Source organism: Ruegeria arenilitoris, assembly GCF_013030265.1.
Taxonomy (GTDB): domain Bacteria; phylum Pseudomonadota; class Alphaproteobacteria; order Rhodobacterales; family Rhodobacteraceae; genus Ruegeria; species Ruegeria arenilitoris_E.
The window spans coordinates 115,971-141,771 of sequence record NZ_WPZQ01000005.1; the positions used below are offsets into that span (position 1 = coordinate 115,971).

Annotated in this window: 24 protein-coding genes; 13 read left to right on the forward strand and 11 right to left on the reverse strand. The window is 56.3% G+C overall.

The features are described 5' to 3' along the window. Positions 1 to 22: 22 nt before the first annotated feature. The 4 genes from GOX61_RS10240 to GOX61_RS10255 are packed head-to-tail and all read right to left on the reverse strand — an operon-like array spanning position 23 to position 3,921. Entirely contained in the window at positions 23 to 349 is a 327-nt protein-coding gene (locus GOX61_RS10240) for a cytochrome o ubiquinol oxidase subunit IV (RefSeq protein ID WP_209016293.1), read from the reverse strand. Further along, on the reverse strand, positions 342 to 974 hold the full coding sequence (locus tag GOX61_RS10245; RefSeq protein ID WP_170333429.1) for a cytochrome c oxidase subunit 3: 633 nt from the start codon (positions 972 to 974) through the stop codon (positions 342 to 344). Before GOX61_RS10245 ends, GOX61_RS10240 begins: the two co-directional genes overlap by 8 nt. Continuing rightward, complete coding sequence (locus GOX61_RS10250) at positions 971 to 3,061, reverse strand: cbb3-type cytochrome c oxidase subunit I (protein WP_170333431.1); 2,091 nt, start codon at positions 3,059 to 3,061, stop codon at positions 971 to 973. The genes GOX61_RS10245 and GOX61_RS10250 overlap by 4 nt, the downstream gene beginning before the upstream one ends. Beyond that, positions 3,058 to 3,921 carry a cytochrome ubiquinol oxidase subunit II gene (locus tag GOX61_RS10255; protein ID WP_254436823.1) on the reverse strand — a complete coding sequence of 288 codons (864 nt, stop codon included), beginning with the start codon at positions 3,919 to 3,921 and terminating at the stop codon, positions 3,058 to 3,060. The genes GOX61_RS10250 and GOX61_RS10255 overlap by 4 nt, the downstream gene beginning before the upstream one ends. On the opposite strand from GOX61_RS10255, the gene GOX61_RS10260 reads away from it, so the two are divergent. The 9 genes from GOX61_RS10260 to GOX61_RS10300 all read left to right on the forward strand — a co-directional run bounded on the left by GOX61_RS10260 (position 3,920) and on the right by GOX61_RS10300 (position 15,294). After that, positions 3,920 to 4,165, forward strand: a complete 246-nt coding sequence (locus tag GOX61_RS10260) for a hypothetical protein (RefSeq protein WP_170333255.1) — start codon at positions 3,920 to 3,922, stop codon at positions 4,163 to 4,165. The two genes, GOX61_RS10255 and GOX61_RS10260, sit on opposite strands and share 2 nt — an antisense overlap. A 28-nt stretch (positions 4,166 to 4,193) precedes the next feature. Next, the gene (locus tag GOX61_RS10265; protein WP_170333433.1) at positions 4,194 to 5,429 is read left to right on the forward strand and encodes a lytic murein transglycosylase; all 1,236 of its coding nucleotides are present in this window, start codon (positions 4,194 to 4,196) and stop codon (positions 5,427 to 5,429) included. A gap of 465 nt (positions 5,430 to 5,894) precedes the next feature. Then, positions 5,895 to 7,523, forward strand: coding sequence for a peptide ABC transporter substrate-binding protein (locus tag GOX61_RS10270; RefSeq protein WP_170333435.1), 1,629 nt, complete (start codon positions 5,895 to 5,897; stop codon positions 7,521 to 7,523). 64 nt (positions 7,524 to 7,587) lie between these two features. Then, the gene (gene oppB / locus GOX61_RS10275) at positions 7,588 to 8,511 is read left to right on the forward strand and encodes an oligopeptide ABC transporter permease OppB (protein WP_155148402.1); all 924 of its coding nucleotides are present in this window, start codon (positions 7,588 to 7,590) and stop codon (positions 8,509 to 8,511) included. 10 nt (positions 8,512 to 8,521) lie between these two features. Then, positions 8,522 to 9,451, forward strand: coding sequence for an ABC transporter permease subunit (locus tag GOX61_RS10280; RefSeq protein WP_155148404.1), 930 nt, complete (start codon positions 8,522 to 8,524; stop codon positions 9,449 to 9,451). A 1-nt stretch (position 9,452) separates the two neighbouring features. After that, complete coding sequence (locus GOX61_RS10285) at positions 9,453 to 11,258, forward strand: ABC transporter ATP-binding protein (RefSeq protein ID WP_170333437.1); 1,806 nt, start codon at positions 9,453 to 9,455, stop codon at positions 11,256 to 11,258. A 305-nt stretch (positions 11,259 to 11,563) separates the two neighbouring features. Beyond that, on the forward strand, positions 11,564 to 12,457 hold the full coding sequence (gene galU, locus GOX61_RS10290) for a UTP--glucose-1-phosphate uridylyltransferase GalU (protein WP_155148408.1): 894 nt from the start codon (positions 11,564 to 11,566) through the stop codon (positions 12,455 to 12,457). Positions 12,458 to 12,528: 71 nt separating this feature from the next. Further along, complete coding sequence (locus GOX61_RS10295) at positions 12,529 to 13,965, forward strand: mannose-1-phosphate guanylyltransferase/mannose-6-phosphate isomerase (RefSeq protein ID WP_170333826.1); 1,437 nt, start codon at positions 12,529 to 12,531, stop codon at positions 13,963 to 13,965. Positions 13,966 to 14,217: 252 nt separating this feature from the next. Then, positions 14,218 to 15,294, forward strand: coding sequence for a DUF2793 domain-containing protein (locus tag GOX61_RS10300; protein WP_170333439.1), 1,077 nt, complete (start codon positions 14,218 to 14,220; stop codon positions 15,292 to 15,294). Between the two features lie 118 nt (positions 15,295 to 15,412). Here the strand turns inward: GOX61_RS10300 and GOX61_RS10305 are convergent, their stop codons facing one another. After that, positions 15,413 to 15,802 carry an NAD-dependent epimerase/dehydratase family protein gene (locus GOX61_RS10305; RefSeq protein ID WP_170333441.1) on the reverse strand — a complete coding sequence of 130 codons (390 nt, stop codon included), beginning with the start codon at positions 15,800 to 15,802 and terminating at the stop codon, positions 15,413 to 15,415. Between the two features lie 488 nt (positions 15,803 to 16,290). Between GOX61_RS10305 and GOX61_RS10310 the strand changes: the two genes are divergently transcribed. Further along, on the forward strand, positions 16,291 to 17,595 hold the full coding sequence (locus GOX61_RS10310; RefSeq protein ID WP_170333443.1) for a UDP-glucose dehydrogenase family protein: 1,305 nt from the start codon (positions 16,291 to 16,293) through the stop codon (positions 17,593 to 17,595). Between the two features lie 18 nt (positions 17,596 to 17,613). Here the strand turns inward: GOX61_RS10310 and GOX61_RS10315 are convergent, their stop codons facing one another. Together GOX61_RS10315 and GOX61_RS10320 are read right to left on the reverse strand one after the other, a co-directional pair. Beyond that, positions 17,614 to 18,438: a 3-methyl-2-oxobutanoate hydroxymethyltransferase gene (locus GOX61_RS10315; RefSeq protein WP_170333445.1), complete on the reverse strand. Its 825-nt coding sequence runs from the start codon at positions 18,436 to 18,438 to the stop codon at positions 17,614 to 17,616. A 69-nt stretch (positions 18,439 to 18,507) separates the two neighbouring features. Next, positions 18,508 to 19,509, reverse strand: coding sequence for a sterol desaturase family protein (locus tag GOX61_RS10320; RefSeq protein ID WP_170333447.1), 1,002 nt, complete (start codon positions 19,507 to 19,509; stop codon positions 18,508 to 18,510). Positions 19,510 to 19,617: 108 nt separating this feature from the next. On the opposite strand from GOX61_RS10320, the gene GOX61_RS10325 reads away from it, so the two are divergent. Then, positions 19,618 to 20,508, forward strand: a complete 891-nt coding sequence (locus GOX61_RS10325; RefSeq protein WP_170333449.1) for a LysR family transcriptional regulator — start codon at positions 19,618 to 19,620, stop codon at positions 20,506 to 20,508. On the opposite strand, the gene GOX61_RS10330 is transcribed toward GOX61_RS10325, so the two are convergent. Genes GOX61_RS10330 through GOX61_RS10340 form a run of 3 tightly spaced genes read right to left on the reverse strand, consistent with a single transcriptional unit; the run spans position 20,481 to position 22,886 of the window. Beyond that, positions 20,481 to 21,560, reverse strand: a complete 1,080-nt coding sequence (locus GOX61_RS10330) for a helix-turn-helix domain-containing protein (RefSeq protein ID WP_170333451.1) — start codon at positions 21,558 to 21,560, stop codon at positions 20,481 to 20,483. The genes GOX61_RS10325 and GOX61_RS10330 overlap by 28 nt on opposite strands. Positions 21,561 to 21,618: 58 nt before the next feature. Beyond that, positions 21,619 to 22,365, reverse strand: coding sequence for a hypothetical protein (locus tag GOX61_RS10335; protein ID WP_170333453.1), 747 nt, complete (start codon positions 22,363 to 22,365; stop codon positions 21,619 to 21,621). Beyond that, positions 22,362 to 22,886, reverse strand: a complete 525-nt coding sequence (locus GOX61_RS10340; RefSeq protein ID WP_254436824.1) for an RNA polymerase sigma factor — start codon at positions 22,884 to 22,886, stop codon at positions 22,362 to 22,364. Before GOX61_RS10340 ends, GOX61_RS10335 begins: the two co-directional genes overlap by 4 nt. Positions 22,887 to 22,983: 97 nt before the next feature. On the opposite strand from GOX61_RS10340, the gene GOX61_RS10345 reads away from it, so the two are divergent. Further along, on the forward strand, positions 22,984 to 23,928 hold the full coding sequence (locus GOX61_RS10345; protein WP_170333457.1) for a c-type cytochrome: 945 nt from the start codon (positions 22,984 to 22,986) through the stop codon (positions 23,926 to 23,928). Between the two features lie 11 nt (positions 23,929 to 23,939). On the opposite strand, the gene GOX61_RS10350 is transcribed toward GOX61_RS10345, so the two are convergent. Beyond that, complete coding sequence (locus GOX61_RS10350; RefSeq protein WP_170333828.1) at positions 23,940 to 24,629, reverse strand: GntR family transcriptional regulator; 690 nt, start codon at positions 24,627 to 24,629, stop codon at positions 23,940 to 23,942. A gap of 136 nt (positions 24,630 to 24,765) precedes the next feature. On the opposite strand from GOX61_RS10350, the gene GOX61_RS10355 reads away from it, so the two are divergent. Then, the gene (locus tag GOX61_RS10355; RefSeq protein ID WP_170333460.1) at positions 24,766 to 25,782 is read left to right on the forward strand and encodes an Ldh family oxidoreductase; all 1,017 of its coding nucleotides are present in this window, start codon (positions 24,766 to 24,768) and stop codon (positions 25,780 to 25,782) included. Positions 25,783 to 25,801 lie beyond the last annotated feature (19 nt).

Below are 25,801 nucleotides of genomic sequence, written 5' to 3' on the forward strand. Positions count from 1 at the left end.
CTTTTGCCTTGTTCGCGATCGATCACATAACGTGCATGTGCATCCGAATGGCCAGGTTGCCCAATATCCAGACTGTGCCAAGAATGATGATCAGCAATACCATTGTCGAGAACAGGACGAGGTCGAGATCTTCGCGGCTGCTGCGACGCCGGTCGATGTGCAGGAAATACACAAGCTGGACGATTAGCTGTGCAAGGCCCAGCAATCCAATAGTCAGGTATACACCTTTGGTTTCGATGCCAAAGTAGTAGGCAATCGCAAAAACGGCCAGTGTCAGCAGCAGAGAACCGCCATAACCGATGACATAACGACGGCGTTCACGGCGGTGCATCTCGGTACGCTTATCCATAGGTCAGCCCTCCGAAATAGACGATGGTAATGATGCCGATCCAGATCAGATCTAGGAAGTGCCAGAACAGCGCCAGTCGCATCACGCGCGAAATCACGAGGTCCGTCATACCCATGACCCTGAGCTGAATGCCAAGCACAATCAGCCAGAGGCAGCCCGCAGCGACATGCAGCCCATGCAGGGGAACCAGACCATAAAATGCGGATAGAAAACCGCTGCGCTGTGGTATTCCCCCCTGTTCAGCCATCGCCATGAAATCGCGGATTTCCAGCACCAGAAAGCTGATCCCAAGAACAAGGGTTACCCCAAACCAAAGCACGATCCGGGCGCGTGGCAGATTGTATTTCAGCGCCAGCATGGCAAGCCCGACCGTCAGGCTGCTGGTCAGAAGGATCAGGGTCTGGGCGAAGATGCTCTTCAGATCGAACAGTTCATGCGGCCCCGGCCCGCCCGCCTGCGCGTCTATCATCGTAATGTAGATCGCGAACATCAGCCCGAAATAGACCAGATCGCTCATCAAGAAGACCCAGAAGCCGAAGGTAACAACCTCACTCGACTTGTGGGCGCTGGCATGATCTTCTCCCAGGTTCAGACCGGGATAGCTGTGGGATGGCGCTCGTCTCATGTTACGGCCTCCAGATCAGGACGGGCCAGTCCGCGGTTTTCAGGGGCAGTTTCGTGATCACGGTCTACTGCGGCCGCACTGTGAACGATCGCCAGCCAGGCTTCGTGGTCTTTGCGCACTTGTTCGGCCGTGATGACCTCTTCTGTTTCTGTATCAAAGCTCCAGACGATGATCGACAGAATGATCAGCACGGTCATTAACGCAGCCAGCCACCAGATCCACCAGACCAGCGCGAACATCCAGATCCCACTGACAACACACAGTATGAAACCGATCGATGTATTGCGCGGCATCACGATGTCTTCGTATTCGTCTGGCGTTGGATAGGCGTCACCGCGTTCCTTTGCGGCAGCAAAGTTGTCGCGATCAGTGACATTCGGAATGATGGCAAAATTATACGGTGGCGGCGGTGCCGGGATCGACCATTCCAGCGTCCGTGCATCCCACGGATCGCCCACTGGCACACGGGTCTTTTCGCGGTCGCGGATACTGACCCAAAGCTGCACCAATACTGACAATAGTGCGGCGAGGATAACCAGCGCACCAAGAACGGCGACGATCATATAGGGATGGAAACTGGGGTCTTCCCAGCTGTAGGAACGGCGCGGCATACCCATCAGGCCGACAAAGTACAGTGGCAGAAAGGTCAGCATGAAGCCGACGGTCCAAAGCACCACGGTCACCCTGCCCCAGAACTCGTTCAGGCGGAAACCGAAAGCCTTTGGGAACCAATAGTTGTATCCGGCAAGCAAACCGAACAGCACGCCCGGCAGCAGCACATTGTGGAAATGCGCGACAAGGAACAGGGTGTTGTGAACCTGATAGTCAACGGTCGGGTTGGCCAGGATCACTCCGCTGAGCCCGCCAATGACAAACAGCATCAGGAAGGCCAAACCATACAGCATCGGAACCGAGAACCGGATGCGTCCACGCCATAGCGTCGCCATCCAATCATACACTTTCACACCTGTCGGAATTGCGATCAACATCGTAGCAATACCAAACACTGCGTTGATCAGCGCGCTTTGGCCCATGGTGAAAAAGTGATGCAGCCAGACAGTAAATGACAGCACCGCAATGGACATGGTCGCGATGACCAGAGAGTTGTAGCCGTAGAGCCGTTTCGCCGAGAACGTGGCGAAGACCTCGGAATAGATACCATATGCTGGCAGCACCAGCAGATAGACCTCGGGGTGGCCGAACAGCCAGAACAGGTTGGCATAGTTCATCATGTTGCCGCCAAGGTCGTTGGTGAAGAAGTGAAAATCCAGATAGCGGTCAGCCGCCAGCAGCAGCGCGGCTACCCCAAGCGGCGGCATGGCAAAGATGATCAGGATCGAGCTGCAGATGATCGTCCAGCAATACATCGGCAGCCGCATGAACTTCATCCCCGGCGCGCGCAGCTTGTAAATCGTGACCGCAAAGTTGATGCCCGTCAGCGTCGTTCCGATACCCGAGACGACAATAGCCCAGATCCAGTAGTCCGGCCCGACGCCCGGATTAAAGGCTGCACCCGTATAGGGCGGATAGGCTGTCCAGCCACCGGTCGAGAACTCGCCCACAACCAGAGATACCATAAGCATCATGCCAGCAGAGACGGTCAGGCCCAGACTGATCTGGTTCATCACCGGAAAGGCGACATCCCGCGCCCCGATCATCAACGGCACCAGAAAATTCGCCACGCCGAACACAAAAGGCACCGCGACAAAGAAGATCATGATCGTGCCGTGGGTGCTGAACAATTCGGCAAAATGCTCGGCCTCGAGGAACCCGTCACCCGGACCCGCCGCTTGCTGAGCGCGCATGACCACGCCCTCAAGCACACCACGCGCCAGCATCACGATTGCAAATACGATGTACATGATACCGATCTTCTTGTGATCGGCGCTGGTCAGCCAGTCTCGCCAGAGCGGTCCCCAAAGTCGGAACCATGTCAGCAGACCCAAAACGGCCACAACGCCAACGATCACTATGCCAGCAGCAGCATTGGCGACGATTTCATTCGTATTCGGGTTCTGGATAAGCCCCGCGATCGGGAATGCGTCCCAGTTCAGACGACCAAAGAAACCGCTATCGGTGGATGTCATTGGCTCGCCTCCTGACCAAATTCGGTCGTGCCGGGTTGCTGATCCAGCGGCAATGCCTTGCCGCTATGGTATCGGTGCAGGATTGTGTGGAACAGATCGCCGTCGTCCAATTTGAAGTACAGAGCATTCTCGGGCATCTGTGTGGTTCCCAGCGCGGCCTGAACCTCATCCCGATCCGTGCGCATGGCTAGGGTCTGATAGGTCGTCGGATCCAGAAGAATGCCATTGCCGCGTACCTTCTCGACCCAGGCATCGAACTCATCCGGCTGCATCGCGACTGTCTGGAACTTTTGCTTGGTAAAGCCGCGACCGTTGTATTGCGTGTTCTCACCCTGCATCGTTTCGGGCTGATCTGCCACCACATGCAGCTGGGTTGTCATCCCCGGCATGGCATATATCTGACCTGCCAGAGCGGGAATCATGAAGGATTGCATCACGGTATCGGTCGTCAGCGTCATCGCCACCTGTTGTTTGACCGGTATACCCAGCTCACCCACGCTGGCGATGCCGAGATCGGGATAGATGAACAACCATTTCCAATCCAGGCCCACGACCTGCACTCTCAAAGCCGGTTCATCACCGAAGGGTGCAGCATAAGGGTCCAGCCGATGTGTCGCTTTCCATAAATAGAAGGAAAGAATGGCGACGATCACGACCGGAACACCCCACATCAGGAACTCGAGCTTTGCCGAGAAATCCCAATCGGGCCGGTAGGCCGCGGTGCCACCCTTGCGGCGACGGTATCGCAGGGCGATGAGCGGGACGAGCAGCAGAACGGGAATAACAGCGATCAGGATCAAGCCCGTTGCCCGCAACAGATGCGTTTTCTGGACTGCTGCGATTGGACCCTGAGGGTCCATGAAACTGTCACTCGCTCCGACCACCTGTGCCGAAGCAAACAAAACTGCAATTGCCGCCAGTATTGGCACTAACGCAAGGGACAACCTGAAATTGCTCACGCCCACCCGTCCTTTCATGCCCTCGATTCCGTCCAACTATCGGCAAAGTCATGAAATTTCTCAAGGTTTTTTCCAAACCGGTGATTGTCAGGGCCACCGGGCATTCAACCGCTGGCTTGATCGAACAACCAGCCTGTTGACTTGACTCTTAAGGCAGGCGAGACCGGTTCATGATGCGTATATTTCTTTTGTTCCTTAGCCTGACCTTGTTTGGCACCAATGTTGCCGCACAAAATCGGGCGGCGGTTGAACAACAGTTTCAGAACTGGCTGCAACAAGAGGTCTGGCCTAAAGCCCGTGCCAAAGGCGTTTCTCGTCAAACCATGAACCAGGCCTTTACTGGCGTCACGCTGAACTGGGATCTTCCCGACCTGGTGCCACCGGGCACCAAAGCCAGCACACCCAAAAAACAGCGGCAGGCCGAGTTCGGATCACCGGGAAAATACTTCAATGCCGGGTCAGTTCAGGGTGCAACATCGGTTGGCCGCAAAATGGCTGCACGTCATGCGGCAACTTTAGCCCGTGTCGAGGCACAAACCGGGGTTCCGGGACGTATCATCCTGGCTGTCTGGGGTCGTGAAAGCGGCTATGGACAGGTCGCTATCCGTCATGATGCATTCCAGGTCCTTGGCACCAAGGGCTTCATGAGTACCCGGTCAGATTACTTTACCGATGAGTTGATCGCCGCATTGCAAATCGCGGAAGCCGGGCATGTTTCAGGCAGGGCCATGAAAAGCAGCTGGGCTGGTGCCTTGGGGCAGCCACAGTTCATGCCATCGAGTTTTCTGAACTTTGCCGCAGATGGCAATGGCGACGGACGCGCGGACATCTGGGGGTCGACCGATGATACGCTCGCATCGATCGGCAATTACCTGGCCCGTCACGGTTGGGTCGCAGGCCGCGACTGGGGTTTCGAGGTATCAGTACCTTTATCTGTGTCCTGCGCGTTGGAAGGCCCGGATCAGGGGCGGCCAATTCGGGACTGGGCGGCGATGGGGATTGCGCGAACCTCGGGCAAACCATTTCCGCCTCATGAACTGGCCGGCGAAGGATATCTTATGATGCCCGCCGGGCGAAATGGCCCTGCCTTTATCGTCACGCCGAATTTCTACGTTCTCAAAGACTACAATATGAGCGACCTCTATGCTCTGTTCGTCGGCCATGTTGGGGACCGCATTCAGTATGGGATGGGCAACTTCAGCAGTGGCTGGGGTAAAGTCGGTGGATTATATCGATCTGATGTCGCCAGCATGCAACGCGCACTTGAGCAGCAGGGTCATGATGTGGGCGGAGCAGACGGGCTTCCCGGTTTTAAAACCCGACGTTCGATCGGCCGGTGGCAAGAGGCGACCGGTCAGGCACCCACGTGCTTTCCTGAAAGCCGTATGAAGTCACAACTCAAGCCCTGAATCACTCATCTTCGATGCACTCCAGCGCGCAGTAGCGAGTCGTAAAACCGACCAGCGATTCGGTTGATTTTGGGCTTTGGAGCCTCGGAAAACAAACGTTCTGGACTTAGGTTTTCCCTGCAAAAGACTCGGGCCTTCACAAAAATATCACGATGACACTGCCCCGCCTCAGAAAATTTCGGGCACCCCCCGGCTTTGGGTTTCTTTCTACCTTTGGTTGCTCAAATGACCGACCAAGCCTTTATCCCTTGCCCAAATAATGCCACGTTCTGCAGCAGTGAAAGTCGACTTTCGCAACCACCTCACCGACTGCAATCAAGAAAGCTGCGACGCAGTGTTCCTTGCGAATTGGCAAAACCAAAATCGAATTGAACTGAGTCCCAGCGGACGTCGGACAAATCAGGCTGCCGGATGCCACCCCCTTTTCAGAGTGCAATTCTGGCGCCGACAAATGGGAGCAACAACATGAATAAGTACATTCGAAACTCGCTGGCGGGGCTGCTGTCCTCGACCATGATCGCAGGTGCCGCCTTTGCTGCAGGCACCCATCCTGAAACCGGTGAACCGCTGGCCGACGACCAGACCTTTATCTACCGCGTTCTTGATGAGCACAGCTCGGTCGATCCACAGGTTGTCGAAGATACGGATGGCGCCGATATCGTCCGTGACCTGTTCGAAGGTCTGATGAACCAGGACGAAAACGGCAACCTCGTTCCCGGGGTAGCGACAGACTTTACCGTCAACGATACCAAAGACGTCTACACCTTTACCCTGCGCGACAATGCCAAATGGTCAAATGGTGATCCGGTAACCGCAGGCGATTTTGTATACGCCTGGAAACGTGCCGTCGATCCCGCGCTGTCTTCTCCTTACGCGTGGTTCATGGAACTGATGTCGATTGAAAATGCGGCAGCAATCATTGCCGGTGAAAAGCCGGTTGACGAGCTGGGCGTCAAAGCAATCGACGATCAAACGCTGGAAGTGAGACTGAGCGCACCCCTGCCCTACTTCCCGCAGATGACCACACATTCGACAACATTCCCGGCCCCGCAGAAGGTGATTGAAGAGTTCGGCGATGCCTGGACCAAACCCGGTAACATCGTATCGAATGGCGCTTATGTTCTGACCGAGCACCTGCCGCAGGAGCGTTCGGTTCGTGAGCGCAACGAAATGTACTGGGATAACGAAAACACCATCCTCGACAAAGTCGTTGCCCTGGTCATCAATGATGAGAACGTTGCCCTGACCCGCTATCTGGCAGGTGAACTGGACCGTACCGATGTTCCCGCTGGTCAGTTCCCGCGTCTGAGCAAAGAATATCCTGACGAAGCGATCAGCTATCCACGTCTGTGCAACTATTACTATACGTTCAACCTGTCCGAAGGTGGCCCAGAGGCGTTCAAGGATCCGAACGTCCGTCAGGCCCTGTCCCTGGCCGTTGACCGTAAGATCATCACCGAGAACATCATGGCTGGCGGTCAGCCGCAGGCCTACACTTTCGCACCCGAAGCGACAGCAGGCTTTGACGTTCCGGAGGTGGAAATGGCGTCGATGTCGCAAGCCGAGCGTGACGAACTGGCCAAAGAATTGCTGGCGGCGGCGGGCTACGGTCCCGACAACCCACTGACCTTCTCGATGGTCTACAACACCTCAGAGGCGCACAAGAAAGTTGCCGTGGCGCTGAGCCAGATGTGGAAACAGAAGCTGGGTGCCAACGTCGAACTCGCCAACATGGAGTGGAAGATCTTCCTGGAAGAGCGCGGCAACCAGAACTTCGATCTGGCACGTGGCGCATGGTGTGGCGACTATAACGAAGCATCCACCTTCCTCGATCTGCTGCAGTCGGATTCAGGCTACAACGACGGCAAGTACAACAACGCTCGCGTTGATGAACTGCTAGCCGAAGCAAAGACAGCAGATGATGCAGCACCTCTGTACACCGAGGTCGAGCGTATTATCGCACAAGAAACCCCTATCATTCCGATCTATCACTATGCTGGCGTCTACATGATGGATAGCGACCTGGGGAACTGGCCGATCAATAACGTAGAGCAGAACTGGTATTCCAAGAACCTCTACAAGATCGCCGAATAATCATCCTAAATCGTGCTTTGCCCCGGAACCCTATCCGGGGCAAAGCCAATAATGGGGGCATGGAATGCTTGCCTATATCATCCGGCGATTGCTGATCGCCGTTCCAACGATCCTTTTGCTGATCGTTGCCAGTTTCTTTCTAATGCACTTCGCGCCAGGTGGACCCTTCACCTCGGAACGGCCACTGCCGCCGGCGGTTCTGGCCAATATCGAGGCGCGGTACGGGTTGGACCAGCCCCTTTGGAAGCAGCTTTGGGACTACCTCTACAACATCGTCGTGCATTTCGATTTCGGCCCGTCCTTCAAGTTTAAGGACCGCGACGTAAATGACATTATCGCACAGGGTTTCCCGATCTCGCTGACCTATGGTTCGCTGTCGTTTCTTGTTGCTACTTTTGTCGGTGTCAGCCTTGGGATTGCTGCTGCCATCAAGCACAATAGCTGGATCGACTATTTTGCCGTTGGTCTGGGCATCGCTGCGCAGGCACTTCCGAACTTCATCATGGGTCCGATCCTGATCCTGACATTTACCCTGTGGCTGGGATGGCTGCCAGGCGGTGGCTGGAATGGCGGTCAATGGCCCTATCTGATCATGCCCGTGATTGCGCTGGCGACGTCTTACATGGGATCAATCGCCCGGATCACGCGATCGTCGATGCTGGAAGTTCTGAACTCGAACTTCATCCGCACCGCCCGCGCAAAAGGTCTGCCGACAAGAACTGTGATCTGGCGCCATGCACTGAAGCCAACCTTGCTGCCAGTCGTATCCTATCTGGGTCCGGTCTTTGTCTACGTTCTGACCGGCTCGGTCTTTGTGGACATCTACTTCTCGACCGGCGGATTGGGACAGGCCTATGTGGGATCTGCTCTGTCTCGCGACTATGCCGTGCTGCTAGGGGTTACGATCCTCTACGGCGTTCTGACCGTTTTCGTGAACCTTCTGACCGACCTAGCCTATGCCTGGTTCGATCCGAAAATCCGTTACTGAGGGGCTGGCAATGCTTGGAAAATCACAAAAAGCCGCTCATCTGGCCGAAGAAATCACCGATTACACGGTCATTCAGGGGCGATCACTCTGGCAGGACGCGCGTATGCGTTTTGTCCGCAACAAGGCCGCAATGGCGAGCGTCTTCATTCTGGGTCTCATCGTGTTGTTCACGATTATCGGACCCTACTTTGCCGTGTGGAACAACGAGGAAATCGACTGGAACGTCATGGGTGACGTACGCGGCATGGGGATGCCGTCCATTGAAACTGGACACTACTTTGGTGTCGATGATCTTGGGCGTGACCTCTATAGCCGGGTCATTCAGGCGACAACCACATCGCTGTTGGTGGGCTTGATCGGCGCTGCGACGGCTCTGATCGTTGGAACGTGTTACGGGATTACCGCCGGATACATCGGGGGCCGCACCGACGGCGCCATGATGCGATTTGTCGACATCCTGCTGGCCATTCCGGCCACACTGGTCATCATCCTTTTGCTGGTGGTCGCAGGGCGGTCATTCTTTATGCTGTTCATTGCACTTGGTGCGGTCGGCTGGCTGACCATGGCGCGGATCGTTAGGGGACAGACCCTGACCCTGAAAAACCGCGAATTCATCGAAGCCGCCCGAGCCGCTGGTGTCAGCGAGTTCACCATCATGTATCGCCACATCCTGCCCAACCTTCTGGGGGTGGTGATCGTTTATGCCTCGCTGTTGGTGCCCGAGATGATCCTGACCGAGAGTTTCATTTCGTTCCTCGGATTGGGGATTTCGGAACCTTACACTTCGTTGGGCCGTCTGATCGCCGAAGGGGCCGGAACGATGGGTTATGGCACCCTGTGGCAGTTGATGTTCCCGCTCACATTCTACGTCGCAATCATCATCACGATGTTCTTCATCGGAGATGGCCTGCGCGACGCTCTGGACCCGAAGGATCGCTGATATGAGTCTGTTTTCTGTTAAGGATCTGAGCGTCCAGTTCGACACACCCGATGGCGTGGTCGAGGCTGTTAAAGGCATCAGCTTTGATATCAATCCGGGTGAATGTCTGGGCATCGTGGGCGAAAGCGGGTCTGGCAAAAGCCAAACCTTTATGGCCGCGATGGGATTGCTGCCTCCGGCTGGCAAGGCCTCGGGATCTGCCATGCTGAACGGGCAGGAAATCCTGAACCTGCCCGTCAACAAACTGAACCAGATCCGTGGCGACGATGTCGGCATGATCTTTCAGGATCCGCTGACGGCACTGACCCCGCATCTGCGGATCGGTCAGCAGATGCGCGAAGTGCTGCAGGTTCACGAAGGGCTGCAAGGCTCGGCGGCGCGGGCGCGTTGCCTGGAATGGCTGGATCGCGTGCGCATCCCAGAAGCCAAGCGGCGTCTGGATCAGTATCCCCATGAGCTGTCGGGCGGTATGCGCCAGCGGGTCATGATCGCGATGTCGATGCTGTGTAACCCAAAGCTGCTGATTGCTGACGAACCAACGACAGCTCTGGATGTAACCGTACAGGCGGATATTCTGGATCTGATGGTCCGCCTGCAAAAGGACGAGGGAACCGCGATTGCTCTGATCACCCATGACATGGGTGTCGTCGCTCGTATGTGTGATCGCATTCAGGTCATGCGGCTGGGTCAATTCGTCGAAGCCGGTGATACGCGCGAGATCTTCCGCGCCCCCCAGCACGAGTACACGCGGACTCTGCTTGAGGCGATGCCCCGGATCGATGCGGGTGACGCCCCCAAAGCGCTGGACAAAGTCGAAGAGCCACTGCTCAAAGTCGATGACGTCAAGGTTCACTTTCCTATCCACGTCTCTGGCGGATTGTTTGGTCGCAAAGTGCCCCTGAAAGCCGTTGATGGTGTCAGCTTCGACATCCGCAAAGGCGAAACGCTGGGTGTTGTGGGCGAATCCGGTTGTGGCAAGTCCACACTGGCCCGGGCTGTCCTGCAACTGATCGAGCCCAGTGCGGGCAACGTCAGCTGGCTGGGTCATCCCATCGTCGGACTGAAACGCGCCGAGCTGAACAAGTACCGTAAGGACCTGCAGATCGTGTTTCAGGATCCGTTGGCCAGCCTTGATCCGCGTATGACCATCTCGGCCTCGATTGCCGAACCGCTGAAGACCTATCGCCCTGACCTGACCGAGCGTGAACGCAAGGACATGGTCGCCGAAATGATGGAGCGGGTCGGTCTCAAGGCCAACATGATCAACCGCTACCCGCATGAGCTGTCTGGTGGGCAGAACCAGCGGGTCGGTATTGCACGTGCGATGATCAACAAGCCCAAGCTGATCATTTGTGACGAGGCGGTATCGGCGCTGGACGTGTCCATTCAGGCTCAGATCGTGGAGCTTTTGCGCGAACTGCAGAAGGAATTCGGCCTGTCGATGATTTTCATCAGCCACGACTTGTCTGTGGTTCGCGCGGTATCGAACCGGATCATGGTTCTGTATCTCGGTCGGATCGTCGAATTGGGGGATGGTGAGGTGATCTGTTCCGAGCCGATCCATCCATACACCAAATCGCTGATCTCAGCGGTGCCTATCCCGGACCCGGATGTGGAACGCAGCCGCCAGCGGCTCAAGCTGCCGGGCGAGTTGCCATCGCCCATGGACCCCAAGGCTGCGCTACGCTTTTTGCCCAGCAGGTTGAACAGTGGTCAGACGGACTATGTTCCAAAACTCAGCGAAGTCGCGCCCGATCACTTTGTGGCAGAGCACGACACGCTGGAAGCCATTATGGCAAACACTTGAGAAAAAAGCCCCGAAGTTGCGAACCAGCTTCGGGGCCTTTTTTGTTGCTGGCCAATCTGAACTTTATGTGATTTCACAGGCACAATCTCGCCTATCAAGCTCAACCGTGCCAGACAGGCCCAAAAGCTGCCAAAATACCAATATAGGGCTGATAACAACGATACCTGATTTTGACTCCGCACCGACAAGCTGGCACCTTTTGCGGGGTCTATGCCCGGTCAACCGGGCAATATTGATTGATCTGGTTTCTCGGCCTAAGAGGAAGCCCCGGACCACCGGGCGAAGAATTGAATTTGAGAGGTAACATGACACGCAAGGTCACCAAGGCGATTTTTCCTGTTGCAGGGCTCGGCACCCGCTTCCTGCCAGCGACAAAATCCGTCCCGAAAGAGATCATGACTCTCGTTGATCGCCCACTGGTACAATACGCCATTGACGAGGCGCGGGCGGCCGGCATCACCGAATTCATCTTTGTGACGTCGCGCGGAAAATCAGCTCTGGAAGACTATTTTGACCACAATCTGGTCCTTGAGCAGGAGCTGAAAGCCAAGGGCAAAGATGACCTGCTGGAAACGCTGAATGCGACCAACATGGAAAGCGGCGCTATCGCCTATATCCGCCAACACAAGGCCTTGGGTCTGGGACATGCCGTCTGGTGCGCACGGCGTCTGATCGGGGACGAGCCCTTTGCCGTCATGCTGCCTGACGACGTGATCGCTGCAGACAAGCCCTGCCTGCAGCAAATGGTCGAAGCCTACGAAGAAACCGGTGGCAATATGGTCGCCGCAATGGAAGTGCCAGCGGAAAAAACCAGCTCATACGGTGTTTTGGATGTGGGCGAAAACATGGGCACGGTCGTGCGCGCGAGAGGTATGGTTGAAAAACCCAAGCCCGAAGAGGCGCCTTCGAACCTTGCTGTCATCGGCCGGTATATTCTTGGCCCGTCCGTTCTTTACAATCTGAACCAAAAGAAGAAGGGCAGCGGCGGAGAGATCCAGCTGACTGACGCGATTGCGGCGGATATCGGAAACGGTGTTCCCGTCTTTGGATATCAGTTTGAAGGCGAACGATTCGACTGTGGTTCAAAAGCCGGGTTTTTGCAGGCAACCGTAGCGTTTGCGCTTGCCCGCGATGATCTGCGCGCGGACTTGAATCAGTATCTGCATGACATCGTTGCAACCGAGCGGGCGGCACAATAATCGGGTGTTCTTTCCTCTGACTGCATTTTGACGATACCGATTGTGTTAAGCAGTCCTGAGGCATGCAATTCATGAAAACTGTCTGTCCTGTCATCCTGTGCGGAGGGTCGGGCACGCGCTTGTGGCCCCTGTCGCGTAAAAGCTATCCCAAGCAGTTTGTTCCACTGCTTGGCGAGACAAGTTTGCTGCAGGATTGCGCTGAACGGATGCGCGGCCCGACAACGGCGCCATATGCCAAGCCACTGATGCTGACCAACGAAGCATTTCGTTTTGTCGTGCCGGAACAACTATCTGCGATTGGCATTGATCCGGGGCCGATCCTGATCGAGCCCGAAGGTCGCAATACCGCACCGGCTGTTCTGGCGGCTGCACTGTATTTGTCAGATCAAGACCCCGATGCTGTTATGCTGGTTGCCCCATCCGATCACGTGGTGCCCGATAAAGCGGCTTTTCATGCAGCTGTAGCCGAAGGTTTGATAACCATCGAAGAACGCGGCGACCTGATTACATTCGGAATCACACCAGATCGTCCTGAAACCGGCTATGGCTATCTAAAACTCGGCAGCGTACCGGACACATCGGGCTCAGCTGTGCCTCTGGACCGGTTCGTCGAGAAACCCGATCTTGATAGCGCCAAAGCCATGCTGGCGGATGGAAGCTATATGTGGAACTCGGGCATATTCCTGTTTGCCGTGCGCGATATCATTGCCGCTTTCAAAGAACACGCTTCTGCGTTGGTTGCACCGGTTCGACAAGCTGTTGATCAGGCTCAGACGGATTTGGGTTTTCTGCGGTTGGATGCGACATCCTGGGAACAGGTTGAGGGCATTTCGATCGACTATGCGGTGATGGAAAAGGCCGACAACCTGAGCGTCGTCCCCTATGCCGCAGGGTGGTCGGATGTTGGTAGTTGGTCTGCTGTTCAGGAACTCAGCTACCCAGATGTGGATGGTGTCGCCCAAACCGGCGATGTCACAACAATCGACTGTCAAAATGTGTTGGTTCGTTCAGAATCCCCTGCTCAGACCGTGGTGGCAATGGGTGTTGAGAACCTGATAACCGTCGCGATGCCCGATGCGGTTCTGGTGGCCAGTATGGATCGTGCGCAAGATGTCAAACGGGCGGTTACAGCACTCAAGGCAAAGGGTGCGAAACAGGCCGAGTCTCTGCCGGTCGATCACCGGCCTTGGGGTTGGTTTGAAAGCCTGGTCATTGATGATCGTTTTCAGGTCAAACGCATTCACGTTCATCCCGGCGCCGCGCTGAGCCTGCAATCGCACCATCACCGTTCTGAACACTGGATCGTAGTGAAAGGAACCGCAAAGGTCACGATCGACGCTGAAGACCAGCTCGTGAGTGAAAACCAGTCGGTCTACATCCCGCTTGGGGCCAAGCATCGACTGGAAAATCCCGGTAAAGTTCCGATGGTGCTTATTGAGGTGCAGACCGGAGCTTATCTGGGTGAGGATGACATTATCCGGTACGAAGATTTCTACGCGCGGAAATAGCGGCCTGCGTGATCGCTGCGCCGATGCAGTAGCGCTGCATCGCACTATACCAAGCGGATAGAATCACTTTGCGAGGAGTGGTGACGCACCCCTCCACAACACTGGGTCTTTCTTTGATTTGTTTCCATTTCGGAAATCCTAGGTTACCGGAAAATTATCAGGGCATCCGGGCCGGTCAGACAGGTTTCACACCCTTCAGGGCAGGTTGGCGCGCAACGACATTGTCGAACCGACAGCCACAGGAGGATGCCCATGTCACAAAACTCACCCCGTCTGAACCTGCCGTTTTTGCAGCCCTCGCAAGCCCAGAAACATGTCACCCATAACGAAGCACTGCGTCAGCTGGATTTGATTGTTCAGCTGAGTGTCGTGTCCATGAATGCAACCACCCCACCCGCCGTCCCCGGGCAGGGAGATGTGTATGCGCTTGGGGCATCACCAACCGGAGACTGGAGCGACAACCCCGGGCAGCTTGCGGCCTGGCTGGACAATGCGTGGCACTTTATCGAACCGGATACAGGTTGGCGTGCATGGGATCAGGACACGGATCGCATCAAGATCTGGGATGGGAACGCCTGGACTGACCTGCCCGTTGAAACCCAGAACCTGCCGGGTATCGGCATCCAAACCGGACATGACGCAACCAATCGCCTGTCCGTTCGCAGCCCGGCTACATTGCTGAGCCATGATGGCGGCGGCCATCAGCTGAAGATCAACAAAGCCAGTGCAGGCGATACCGCATCTTTGCTTTTTCAATCCAACTGGACCGGTCACGCCGAGATGGGTTTATCGGGCAACACGGGATTTGCCATCAAGGTTTCCCCAGATGGCGGCAGCTGGACCGAGGCGCTGAGCATTGATCCAGCCACGGGTACAGCAACTGGCGCGGCTGTGCAGGCAAGTGCAACAGACACGACAGCCGGGCGTTTGATGCGCGCTGACTACGGTTATGGGCCAGGAAATCTGTTGGGTTCAGTTTCCGAAGCCTCCGGCGCCCCAACCGGTGCGGTTATCGAGCGCGGCAGCACTGCAAATGGTGAGTTTGTGCGGTTTGCTGATGGCACACAGATCTGTACCGCCAATCTGGACCCCGTCAGCTGCACTACCTCTGTGGGCGCTCTTTTTGCCAGTGCATCAACGACTTGGACCTTTCCGGTGGCTTTTGCAGCAGGCTCTGTCCCGGTACTGAGCGGAAGCAGTGGCGCTGTTGGGCGGTTCGCAGGAATTGATGTGCCGTCTGAAACACAGGTGACGCTGCAGGTGCTTTGCGCGACATCGGATGCCACCGCAAAGGCACCCTCGGTCACAGCTGTCGGACGCTGGTTCTAAACAGTCAGACCGTCCGAAACCGGACGGTCACCTTGTCCGCAAATCCTGGTGACCTGATTCAGATACCAAGTCGGATATGTGAGAGCAGCCAAGCTGCAGAAGCCGTTGCACCCCAACTTCAAGGGTTTGATGGATCACCTTGTTCTCGATCGCAGGTTTTCGTGTTCAAAGTCTGCAAGATAGCATTGTTCACGTGAATGCCACCAACCTTGGCTACAGCCAGGACCACAACATCAAGTTGTAGTGCCTGAAAGAACTCCGGCGCCGCTGACTGGTCCGTCATGTCAAACCCCCTACGGTTGCGAGTAACAAAGTACAGCGTTTCACGAGCCTTCTGCCGCTCACGTAACTTAAACAGAATTGCGCAGCCAACCATCCCGCGACGCTCTGCCATGTAAGTCTTGCGCATGAATGTCTCGTTGACCAGGCGGGAATATTGGGAATCGATGCGCATGATCACATCACATGCTTTCAAGGCCAGCGCATGGTCGCCTTCGACCGCAATCACCTTTGCGACCTAATTGACGCTCTCTCCCGAAAACTCCCGCATCACCCCAATCGCGCTGGCTATTGAGATTGACCATGAACGGACAATCTTTCAGCCCCCGCGAGATGCTTGCCAGACCTCACGTGATTTTTCGCGTCACAGAGGTTCCGCCCCGTTGCGGGTCTTCGTGATCCCAAAGGAATACAGTTTGACCACCGCATAGAGAAATCGGAGATAAAACAGAGTGGCTTAACGCTGAGGCGTTCCCCTACCAATCCATACTGTCCGATGTCGAGACCAGATTTGACCCGTCCCTACCGGCAATACCGATTATCAATGCAGTCTTGACCAATGTTCCGCCTCGCAATTTCGAGGTCCTGTCTGTTGTCTCAATGACGGCGAGAAACTATTGAATGCAACCCAAGATCACTGACAGGCATTGAATCCGCCAGCAGTTTCTTCGAATGTATGCGCGCCATCGGCGTAATTGGTAAGAAGGATTTTTAAGTATGCGTATTGCGATGATCGGCACCGGCTATGTTGGTCTGGTGTCGGGGGTGTGTTTCTCGGATTTCGGTCATGATGTGGTTTGCGTTGATAAGGCGGATCAGAAGATCGACATGCTGCAAGACGGTGAGGTGCCCATCTATGAACCCGGCCTGGATACCCTTATGGCCAAAAACGTTGCTGCAGGCCGGCTGAGTTTCACCACCGATCTGAAGGCGGCTGTTGACGGGGCGGATGCGGTGTTCATTGCCGTTGGGACACCCACGCGCCGTGGGGATGGCCATGCAGATCTCACCTATGTGATGGCAGCTGCTGGAGAGATCGCAAACGCGATCACCGACTATACCGTCATCGTCACAAAATCGACCGTTCCGGTGGGAACTAACCGCAAAGTGCATGAGGTGGTCACCGCGGCGAACCCAAAGGCGGCATTCGACGTGGCCTCGAACCCCGAGTTTTTGCGTGAGGGTGCGGCGATCGACGATTTCATGCGCCCTGACCGCGTGGTCGTAGGCGTCGAAAGCGATCGTGCTGCCGAAGTCATGGCCGAGATTTACCGCCCGCTTTACCTGCGCGACTTCCCTATACTGACCACCGATCTGGAAAGCGCTGAAATGATCAAATACGCAGCCAATGCGTTTCTGGCGACCAAGATCACCTTTATCAACGAAATCGCGGGCCTGTGCGAACGCGTGGGCGGCGACGTCAAAGAGGTGGCGCGCGGTATCGGGCTGGATGGCCGGATCGGCAACAAATTCCTGCATGCCGGTCCCGGCTATGGCGGATCTTGTTTTCCCAAAGACACCGCCGCGCTTGCCCGGATCGGACAGGAACATGCGCACCCGATGCAGATCACCGAGACTGTCATTCGCGTGAATGACGAGGTCAAAAAGCGGATGACCGAGAAAATCCGCGATGCTTGCGATGACAGCTTTAACGGCAAAACCGTCGCGATCCTTGGGGTGACGTTCAAACCCAACACCGACGACATGCGCGATGCCCCGTCCTTGACTATTGTTCCAGCTCTGATTGGCGGAGGCGCAAAAGTGCGCGTCGTTGATCCGCAAGGTAAAGCCGAAGGCGAGGCATTGTTGCCGGGCGTTGAATGGGCAGAAGATCCTTACGAAGCCGCCAAGGATGCCGACGCGGTGGTTCTGCTGACTGAGTGGAACGAATTCCGTGCCTTGAACCTTGAAGAGCTGGCCGGCGCGATGAAGACCGCCCGAATGGTTGATCTGCGCAATATCTATGCCGAAAGCAAAGCGCTGAAATCCGGCTTTGAATCCTATGTTGGTGTCGGGCGCTGAGCGCGCCCGATCATTACGTCAGACTTTGTCCAAAGCCTCTTCCAGTTTAGCCAGTTCGCCATCTCGCATCGAGATGGCCTGAGCCTGATAGGGAAAGGATTTGGCGCGGACTTCGGACTGAAACTCTTTCAGCGCCTCGACACGCTCCTGATACATTTGCCTGTGCAGGCGCCCAAGATCACGGAAAGCATGGGCATGGCGCGGCGGGTTTTCAGCCTCACCGCAGATATCGGCCATAAACAGAAAGATCACATCGCCTGCATTGCCTGACCCCAATGAGATGGTGACGATCGAGGTTCGATCATTCAACAGGCGCAGAGTGTCTTCGGCCACGCATTCAATCTCGCAGGCGATCGCACCTGCATCCTCATAGCGTTTGAACGTCCGGTAAATCTGCATTGCCTCATCCGCTGTCCGGCCAAATGCGCGCAGCCCACCTGCCCAATGGCTGAGCGATGGCACCAGCCCCATATGAACCTGAACTGGTATGCTTTCGCGCGCCAGCATCTCAACCACTTCGAACGAACGGTTGGTGAAATACATATCTGCGCCCTTCTCCATACAGTCGATGGCATGGTGCATGATCTCGTCATTTGTGGCGAACTGACCCCAGTTCATGGCAGTCCCGGCAAAATGGGTTGGCGCAATTTCACGCGCCATATCCAGATGCACATCCCACAGCGTCAGCAGATCGATTCCGGCATCGACACAAGCCTTAATCTCGGCCTCATTCGCCGGGTTGCACATGGTCAGCCGTTCGCCGGTTTTCTTGAGATCCAGCAGGTCCTTGACCGTATAGTTGCGTTGCGCGGGACGGCGGCCAAACGTGTAGATGTTTTTCATGATGTACCCTGTTCTTTCATAGCAATTGCCGGGCCCATCAGGACCCGGCACAGTCTTGTTCTGGTCGAGCTATTCGGCGGCCCAGATTTTTCGACGGCGTTCCTTGACCATGTCGTTGCCCTCATCGGTGCCATCGTGGAACGTGTTGAACCACTCATCCCACGGCGTCTCCCATGTGCCATAGTTGCAGTCGAAGAACTTGTGGTGCAGCTGGTGGAAAAAGTCGCCAACCTGGAACCTGGCCTTGTTGCCGAGTTTCACATGCTCGAACCCGGCATGAGAGGTCGGAGCACCAATCCCGTGATGGAACAGCAGGAAAATGGCGTGGACCGGGTGCGACGGCAGCAGGAAGAAAATCATCGTGTCGAACATCAGAAAGAAGCTTTCGACGGGATGCATCGCCAAACCTGACCATGGACCTGTATTGATATTGCGGTGATGCCACGCGTGAACCTTGGTGTATAGCGGACCGACGTGCAGCAGGCGGTGCAACCAGTAAAAGTGGAAACCAGCCCAGATCGGGATGAACACCACCATCGCAATAAACCAGACCGGATTGCCGTCGAAGGTGATCATCGTTACCCAGCCGTTGGCATAGGAGTAGAGGATGAAACACTCCCAAAAAGTCCAGAATGTCAGGGCCGGGCCAAGCGTCCAGAACATGTTGTCCCAAACCTGGTTTTTGAAGGTAAAGACCTTTGCACCTTTCATCATCGGGCGCATGTCATAGCGGTATTCGTCGGCCTGCGTGCGGAACTTCCACAAGGCCAGATGCAAACCGCCTGCTACCACCATCAGGATGCAGAAATTGCGGAACCAGATCTCAGCGACCCAGTCCCAGCTCAATGTCTCGATCCGGGCCAGTGAAGGTGTCAGGTAGTTCCAGGTGATGATCGCAAAGACCAGCAGAAACGCCCGCAAAGCCAACGGATTCCAGCTCTGCAACAGGTATCGCAATGTGGCCAGCGGCTTCATCGGCCAGTCCCAATAGGGCGAGGTTTGGATCGGCAGTTGCGGGGTATAGTTCCAGATCTTGCGCTTGGGGCGCGGTTGGGTGGCGGGATCTGACATGGCGTAGCTCATTCTTTCTGTTCGCTGCCACGCACTGTACGACCCTTCGCGTAATCCTCAGAACGTAATGTCTTGCCGGTCAGCCTAAGTTTTGCTTAGCCTGTGTGCATGGCAACTCGTATCCCATCCCTCAACTGGCTGCGCGTGTTCGAGGCAGCAGCGCGAACCGAAAGCTTTGCCCGCGCGGCCGTGCAACTGAACATGTCCGCCGCCGCCGTCAGTCAACAGGTCAAGGCACTGGAAACCCGGTTGGGAACTCCTCTGTTCAATCGCCACGCCCATGCCGTGACACTGACCGAAGCTGGCCGTGCCTATCTGCCATCTGTGCAGCAATCCTTGCTGATGCTGGAAACAGCGACCACGGGGCTGTTCGGCGAAACGCGGGAACAGAGGCTCTACGTGCAATCCGTTCTGCTGTTTGCACACGGCATTCTTGCGGGTGGCCTACCAGAATTTCAGGCCAATCAGCCGCAGATCAATCTGTCGCTATCGACAGGGAACATGGTCGCTGATTTCGCAAACCGATTTACCGATCTGCAAATTGTCTTCGGCAATCCCGCACTTTTTGGCACCGATGGTGACGAGTTGTTGCGCGAACGCCTTTATCCGGTGGCTCCGCCTGGCATCGCTGCACAGATTCAGCATCCGCAGGATCTGTTCCAGTTCAACCTGATCGAGGTTTCAACGCATCGCGCCAGCTGGCCCCATCTGTTCGAAAGCCTGCGCCTGCCTGCAGGACAAGCGCGCTACTTCTTTGCTGACAATTCGTTGATGGCGGCCGAGCTTGCTGCCAGCGGCGGTGGCGTTGCGTTGGCGCGCGCGCCCGCGTCGGATCGCATTATGGAACTGTCTGGCCTCGTGCCCTGTCTGCCGGATATCGAAGTAGAGGGTCAGGAAGCATATCACCTGATCTATCCGGATCGCGCAGCGCTGCGGCCGCCCGCGCGTGCCTTTCGGGATTGGCTGCTGAATTACAGTGCCGCCGTCCAGACGCGGTAACGGCCCTGCCCCGTTACCTCGCGGATCAGACCACGCTGGGTGAATATGTCGATGTTCCGCTGTGCTGCCGCCCGCGAGGCTTCTGTCAGTTCTTCGGCCAGCGGGACGGAAACCATCGGCCATGCCGTCAGCACGTCAATCAATATCGGTGGTGTCCGCCCGCTGAGATCCCCGGTTGCCTCTCTGGCGCGGTTTTCCCAGGCGCTTACCCGATCCAGATGCAGCAAGGCGGCCAGCGCCGCCTGTCCTGCACCGCGTATCCACGCGGACAGTTTCTCGGCCGGTTCACCCACACCGCGCAGTGCGCCGGGCCCCGACAAGGCCAGAGGCATGAACATCGCTCCACCGCGTCCCATGGACGCCGCATGGCGGGCTGCAATGATCGCCGCCTCGGTATCGTGACCAATTCCTTGCGACAAGGCACGCCACGCATGAAAGGCGATCGCGGCCTGTGTGACGGGGTGCAAGCCTTCGGCGTTACCCATCACTTCGGCAAGATCGCCCACAGTTTCAGGAACATCTTCGATCCCCTGCGCCAGCCGATCGAGAAATGCCGTCAGCCCGTCTTCCCACCCACCCGCAGCAGGTGGTGCACCCGAAGTCAGGCGGCGCACGGCCCAACCTGCGCGAAACAGGGCCTGCACATCATCACTGGTCGCACCGATCCGAAGCCCTGTCCACAAGGCCAACCGGTCAACGCTGATCCGGTCACCGGTCCACCAACCCAGATCGGATACATCCATCAATGCCAGACGATGCGTCCAGCCATCCGGTCCGGCGCGCAAACGTTCGTCCAATGCGCCGAATGTGACGGCCAGATCAGCCAGTTCAGATGACAGCTCATCCTGCGCCGCCCGCCAGTCGCGCGGATCAAAAAGAAGTCGCCGGTCTGCCCGCGGACCGGGCGGAAGAAAGTCATCCCTGACTTCATCATCTTCGGGTGGAAGAAACCACAGATCCTCTTCATCCGGCTCGTCAGTGTCATAGATGCTCTGAGGCCCGACATCCGCAGCCTCGTCATCCGGATCAGGCATGACACGTTTCGACTTCATGCCCGCCATTCTTTGGGCATTTCCACCGGTTCACAAGAGGTTTTCTGTTTAAGTGAGGTTAGCCCGAGAAGGTTTTTCTCAGAACACCCAGTTCACCATCCAAATTGGTCTGCTGATTGCTGCCCAGTAACATGTAGCCATAGCCATCCTGCGCCCAAGTTGCAGTTGCCAGACCGCTCAGAACCGCCTGTTTAACGTCCTTGTTCGGTGCTGCTGGCCCCTGCCGGATGACACAGAACGCAAATGGTTCACCCTGCGCGTCCGCAAACACGATTTGCACCAGCGGTTTGCCTTTGAAAGACAGGATCTGAGCGCGTTTCAGCTCCAGCCCCGGCAATGCTTCCAATGCATCACGGTTCAGTGAACGGCCTAGTTTTTCCTCAGCCATTTCAAACTGCGCATCAAGCGACTGCTGGGAACTGTTCAGGGATGCAATCGTTTCGGGAACATAAAGCGACTGATATATAGCTGCCTGTTCTGCCCAACCCGGCTCAACCGGCCGCGTGGCCCATAAGGTCAAAGCCACCGCAGCAATTGCGGTCGCCGCCGCGACACCGATCAAACGCAGATACCCGCCGGATGAACGCACAGGCGACGCAGCAACCATTTCCGGCAGATCCACTTGCGGCGTATCGGCTGGCAAACCCTCAAAGACCTGCTTAACAACCGGCGCAAAAGGATCAAGCGACATCAGGCGCTGTTCCAGCGTGACGTCTTCCTCGACCGCAGCCTCAATGGCGCGGCACTGATCCTCGTCAAGACTGCCTTCCAGATACGCCAGCAGCGTCTCGTCGGAAAACTTCATTTGCCACTCCGTCGCGCGGTGTCAGCCAAATCATGCTGCATCACGGTTTTCAGTTTCTGCCGGGCATTCGATAACCGGCTCATGATTGTACCGATGGGAACGTCCAGCAACGCAGCAGCTTCGCGGTAGCTGTAGCCCTCGACGAACACAAGCATAACCGTTTCCCGCTGCGCCTCTGGCAGCTGCATCACTTGTGTAAACACTTCAGCGGCGAAAATATTCGTTTCCGAATCCGGACCGGTTGCAACCAGCTCCGCCTCGGGCGTCACCGACAAAGCCTGCGCGCGTCGAACAGACCTTGCACGCACTTCGTTCAGCCAGATCGATCGGCAGATCGTCATCAGCCAGGAATCCAGCCGTTCATACGATGTAACCTGATGATGCCGTTCCAAAGCCCGCAGGCAAGTCGACTGTAGTAAATCATCCGCAACATCGGATGTGCCCGACAAGGCAAGTCCGAACCGCCAGACGCGTTTCGAATGCATCTGGATCGCGCCGCGCACGGCCTGTTCGGAATTCATTTCGCCAACCATCGAATAAATCGCGACCTGCGTGTGTTTGTCTTTGCACGGGCCGGACCCGCGCGGTCAGGACTGGCACAAATCTAGGAGGAAAGAAATGAAACTTCTGTTGAAGGCAGTCACAATTGTGTCGGCAATTGTTGCAACCCAGACGTCTGCAGAGACCTGGACGCTGACCCCTGAGGGTTCTCATCTGGCCTATGGCACGATCAAGAAAGACACCGTGGGCGAGGTCAACAGCTTTACCAATCTCAGTGGACGGGTCAGCGCTGATGGCAAGGCCGAGATCGAAATTGACCTGTCTTCGGTCGAGACCAATATCGACATCCGCAATGAACGGATGATCGAATACGTATTTCGCAAAGCCGGTTCTGCCACACTGACAGCCGAGTTCGATATGGAGGAGATTTCTGGCCTAGCGATCGGTGCAACCGGCATCGTGGATGCCGAGGCTGAGCTGTCGCTGGCCGGAACCCAGGTCGAATTCGATGCCGAGATGTTCGTGGCCCGTTTGTCCGAAACCACAGTGATGGTATCGACCAACGATATGGTTTTCATCAGCACCGAGGATGCTGGCGTCAACGCGGGTGTCGATAAGCTGATGGAACTGGCGGAACTACCCGGCATTACGCGCACCGTTCCGGTGACCGCCCGCTTTATGTTTACACTGGATGACAAGAAAGCTGAGGCCGCCCCGACCGCTGCCGCAGTCGTAGAGACCGCAAGTCTTGCCGGAGACCCAAAGGCGGGCAAAAAGGTCTTTCGCAAGTGTAAGGCTTGCCATGAACTGAAACCGGGTCGAAACACGGTAGGCCCGACGCTGCATGGCGTGATCAATGCCAGCGCGGGACAGGTCGAAGGATTTAAATACTCAGGAGCACTGCAGGATTCAGGAATTGTCTGGACCGAAGCTGCACTGACCGAGTTTCTGGCCAATCCTCGCAAAAGCATCCCGGGAAACCGGATGGCCTTTCCGGGTTTGAAGAAGGATTCCGATATCGCCGATGTGATCGCGTATATTCAGGCAGAAACACAGGGCTGAGTCTGATCGAGTTACTCTGTTGGCGAAGCCTCGGATGCCCTCTTGTCGGCCACCAGTTTTACAAGCTGGTCTTTGGTACGGCCGATATGAAGGGTCAGCAAAGCACAGGCTTCGTCCACCTGCCCTTCTTTCGCCAACCGCAAAAGTTCACGGTGCTCTTTCCGCGCTGGTTCGCGTTGTTTCATCACACTCAGGTGCATGCGAATGTAGCGGTCTGATTGCAAGCTGACCCGCTGCAGCAGCTCATTGGTCAGGCTACGCCCTGCGGGTGCGTAAAGTGCCGAGTGATACTCATAGTTCAGTGCCCCCCAGCGGCCCACATCATTGGCATCATATGATGCCTCCATCTGCTTGAGAATCTGTTCGCAACGGGCAAAATCTGTCGACGTCATCGACGGAATGGCGCGACGGAACAGATCGACTTCCAGCAATACGCGGAGATCAAAAATCTCACCAATCTCAGTCAGGGAGTGCTTGGTGACACTGGCCCCACGATTGTTGGTCAGCAACACCAGCCCTTCGGCGTCCAGCTGTTTCAGCGCCTCGCGAACCGGCATGCGCGAAACGTCATATTCTTCGGCCAGTGCTTCCTGCCGGATAATCTCACCTTCGGCCAGTTCGCCGCTCAGAATACGTTCTCGCAAGTCATTTGCGATGACGTCAGGAAGGCTCTGCCGGGCTATTGCGCGCTTTGCTGGCAAGTGGATATCCGTCATTTGAATTTTGGATACAAATATCCGGCTTTTCGTGTCATTCCAACCTGAAACACCCGCCAATGCAGTTGAAACCCGGCCCTTTTCCCCGCTATCCATCCCTTATCAGCACAGGGGATGGGACATGAGCACAACCGTAAAACTGACACCCGAAGAAATCCGGGACCTGTCCCTGAAGGTTCTGTCGCATTCGGGCTATGGCCCTGACCATGCAGCCGCAATTGCGGAAATGCTGACCACCTGTCAGTTGGATGATTGTCAGTCCCATGGCCTGTTCCGCCTCTTCATGTGCGCCCAGACCATGCAGGCAGGCAAGATCGACGGCCATGCAGAACCGGTTCTGGAACCTTCTGATAATGCGATTGTTCGGGTGGATGCTCAGGGTGGCATGTCGCTGCTTGCATTTCAGAAAGCGCTGCCCGTTCTGATCGAGAAAACCCGCGCGCACGGTATAGCCGCCATGGCAATCAATCGGTGCTTTCACTTCTCGGCGCTCTGGCCCGAGGTTGAAAGCCTGTCCTCTGCCGGACTGGCGGCAATGGCCATGGTGCCAAGTCACTCGTGGGTCGCCCCAGCGGGTGGTACGCGGGGCAGTCTGGGCACCAATCCGCTGGCATTCAGCTGGCCACGCATGGGCAAAGACCCGTTTACCTTCGACTTTGCCACCAGCGCCTTTGCCCGTGGCGAGATCGAGCTTTACAAACGGGCGGGCAAACCTCTGCCCGAGGGTGTTGCAATCGACAAAGATGGCAACCCGACAACCGATCCGCAGGCGGCGATGGATGGCGCAATGCTGACATTCGGCAGCTATAAGGGCTCTGCCCTATCGATCATGATCGAGCTTCTGGCCGGCCCGTTGATTGATGATCTGACCAGCCTTGAAAGCATGGAATTCGCCGAAGGAACGGGCGGTGCGCCGTATCACGGCGAAATTATCATCGCCTTTGACCCCAACCAGTTCAGCGGCGGAAAGGCCGAGGCCAATGATGCCCGTGCCGAACGCCTGTTTGCTGATATTCTGGATCAGGGCGCTCGCCTGCCCTCACAACGGCGTTTTGCGGCCCGCGCCCAAAACCATCAGCGCGGCTATGCGGAAATTCCAGAGCAGCTACACACCGATTTGCTGGCGTTGTTGGTCTAAAGCTATTGGGGAATACACA